The 2,970-nt window shown below is 38.7% G+C and carries 4 protein-coding genes; all 4 read right to left on the bottom strand.

What is annotated here, in order from left to right; translation table 11 throughout:
* Window positions 1-259, bottom strand: a 259-nt coding sequence (locus ACFVSN_RS45065) for a plasmid recombination protein (protein ID WP_387959306.1), incomplete at its 3' end; no start/stop codon positions are given.
* 495 nt (window positions 260-754) lie between these two features.
* Window positions 755-1,411, bottom strand: a complete 657-nt coding sequence (locus tag ACFVSN_RS45070; protein WP_043858541.1) for a replication protein — start codon at window positions 1,409-1,411, stop codon at window positions 755-757.
* Window positions 1,412-1,486: 75 nt separating this feature from the next.
* Window positions 1,487-1,627 (bottom strand): CopG family transcriptional regulator, encoded by a 141-nt coding sequence (locus ACFVSN_RS45075; RefSeq protein WP_043858540.1) that lies wholly within the window; start codon window positions 1,625-1,627, stop codon window positions 1,487-1,489.
* Window positions 1,628-1,916: 289 nt separating this feature from the next.
* The coding region (gene mobV, locus ACFVSN_RS45080; RefSeq protein WP_387959308.1) for a MobV family relaxase at window positions 1,917-2,970 on the bottom strand (1,054 nt) is incomplete at its 5' end.

A 2,970-nucleotide genomic window follows, 5' to 3' on the forward strand; every position in this document is an offset into this window, starting at 1 on the left:
CAGATGTCACGAGCAACTCGTTTACAAGCACCGCATCTTTCCGAGTTTTTCTCGTACCTGTTTTTTGCGATTCAATGATTTCTTTGACATGCTGGTTATAATCAATTTTCCCATCATGGACCAAATCATAATTTTCATGGGAACGCTCTTTATCAATATCCGAATTCGTCCTGCTTTCTCTTTCACGCTGATTATGAAACTGAATTCCTTTCAAATCATGCGCCTTCATTTTCTGCATTCGGACGACCGCATAACTCATAAAATCAGCTCCGTTTCGGGGTCAGTTTTTCGGCAACACTTCCATGTAAAGTATAACACACTATACTTTACATTCGTAAAGTGTGTGCTCTGCGAGGCTTTTTCGGCTACCCGCCGAACCATGCTAACGCATGGGAAAACCTTGGGCTTTGCCCAAACCCACAAGGGGAAATGATTCCCCCTTGATCCCCCCAATAAAAACTCCCCCAACCCCCTCAATTTTGAGGGGACTCCCTCGCCGGTCGGCAGGAATCGAATGGGATTCGATTCAATGCCAAGAGGGTTCGGGTGTGGTGAGTCTGTCAATCGACTTTCGCGGCATATCCTCATTTCGCTATCGCTCATTCCGGTATTCCACGATTCTATTGACAGACGCCACGTGTCGCTTTCTCCTTCAAGCGCCCACCAGAACAAAATAAAAAAAGATACAGAAAAAGATACAGAAGAATCTTCTGTATCTCTTGTATCTCAATCCTTTTCTGTCGTTTTATGTCGATTATTTTAACTCTCCTGTTTCTCTATCAATATCGCCCCGACCATATTTCCGTTCTTGATAAACGGCATCAAAATACAGTCTAATCAATCCAGTATGCGAACGTAAAACAGAATTGATAATCTTCATGCTGGGTAAGTTATATTCTTCCCCACGAACCCTTACAAACCTTCTTAATTCACGAATATTAGCCAGTCCATGTTCATCAATCAAATCACAAAGATCATTCAGCATGTCGTCTTTTTCTTCAACATCAAGCGTTATGTATCTATCAATATCAAAATTGTTTAGTAGTTTAATATCTTTCTTGTCATATACATGCTTGTTTTTAGCGATAGCGTCTTTTGATTCGTGCGTTAAATATAAATACATATTTTCCATGCTTTGAACTACAATTTGCACCATGGAAACACTTTTATTACCCAATGCTCGTTGTATTCTTTTACGGACACTATCAGCAGTAACAGGATTTTTCGCCACATAAATCACATGATAATGGGCTTTTTTATATTTTTGTCCCTCAACTTTACTTAAATCTTTATCATGAAGTGGGCTAATCGCAATAGGAACACCGAGCGATTCCAATTTCGTTTCCCAATCTTCGGGTATGCTTTCAGGGTACAACAGAAACGTAAAGTATCTTGCCTTATCTTTAGCCATAATGTTATAATCACCCTAACAGAAACAAAGGAATTCCAAAAAGCGAACTCTTCCAGGGGGTCGCTTTTTTTGTGTTCATTTCTGCCCTTTCTTGTATTCTTCCAAAACTACTGTAATCATCGCAGACTTACTCAAACCCTTCTCTTTGCACAACTCCTCTAAATAAGCGTGAACACTTTCTGACATAGTGATTGTAAATCTCTTTTTATTTGTCATATCGTTCTCCTTTTTGCATGTTAAAAATAATATAACAAAGTGGTGTAATTTTTGCAATAAAATACACAAAAAATATGTAAAAGGCAAAATGTCGCTCAAAATGTCGCCGAAATGTCGCTCAAATGTCGCAAGCTTCAAACCCTTGTGGCTCTAGGGTTTGAATGGCTTTTTCTCTCAATTTGGCACTCGGCACTTAAAGGGGGGGTCGTAGTAGCCCCCCCTTTTTCCTCTCTCACCCCAAAAAATCCAAGTTCAAAAAACCAAAAAAAGCACCTTTTTCAGGTGCTTTTTATCTTTCAAGACCATTTTCTCTTTCACGACGCTTTTCAACCCTGTTTAAACGCTCAAATTCGCCCTCAGGGGCTTTTTCTTTAATTTTGCCTACCAAATCATTAAAAAGGCTCTTAAACGTCTTTAAATCGTTTGTACGGGCTTTTAAAAATTCTTTGGTGCTTTTATATATCAAACCAATTTCACGCTTTAAATCGCTTATATGGCTTTTTAATTTGCTATTCTCTCGAAGCAACTGCATATTTTCCTGTCTTAATTTTTTATTTGAATTGGCTTCTGTTTCCCACTCTTTATAAATCACTCTAAGCTTTTGACCCAAAGCTTTATTTTCCTTTGCTAAATCGGTGTTCAATATTTTTTCCATCTTGCCTTTTAGCTGTTTATTTTCTTTGGCAGCATGAACCAAATTTTTAAAGTCTTGTTCGGGAACAATCACATTTCCAGTCGGTGTCTTTTTCAACTCTTTTTTGGGAATCCCAAAAAGATTCTTTTCCTCGCTCTTAACCTCGATTTGCTGAAATTCCCTTTTGGCCCGAACTTTAATTTCATCTGGAACTTTTTCATTGAGGGCGAGCAATTCATTTTTCTTCTCCTGGAGATTTTTTTCTAGAAAATCAATTTCTTTTTCCAGCGTCTGCTTTTTGAATTCCCTCGTTTCCAAATGCTCACGAGTAGAACCTTTTTCTCCACGCTCCAAATCAAAGCCAAGCTTTTGCATATGCTCGGGAAACTTATCTTGCAACCAAAGCAATTCTTGACGATTGAACACATTTTTCCCTTGCAGTTTTCCATCACGCATTGGCACAACGCCAACATGCATATGGGGCGTTTTTTCGTCCATATGTACCGTTGCATAAGCAATATTTTGCTCGCCATAGCGTTCGGAAAATAATTTATAACTTTCCTCAAAAAATCGTTTTTGTTCTGTAGGATCCAGACGGTCAAAAAAATTTTTGTCAGATGTCACGAGCAACTCGTTTACAAGCACCGCATCTTTCCGAGTTTTTCTCGTACCTGTTTTTTGCGATTCAATGATTTCTTTGACATGCTGG

The organism is Kitasatospora sp. NPDC057904 (assembly GCF_042887925.1).
Lineage (GTDB): Bacteria > Actinomycetota > Actinomycetes > Streptomycetales > Streptomycetaceae > Kitasatospora.

Excerpts from the sequence above, each read along its gene's own strand:
- ACFVSN_RS45070 (WP_043858541.1), bottom strand. The coding sequence starts at position 1,411 with ATGGCTAAAGATAAGGCAAGATACTTTACGTTTCTGTTGTACCCTGAA.
- ACFVSN_RS45075 (WP_043858540.1), bottom strand. The coding sequence starts at position 1,627 with ATGACAAATAAAAAGAGATTTACAATCACTATGTCAGAAAGTGTTCAC.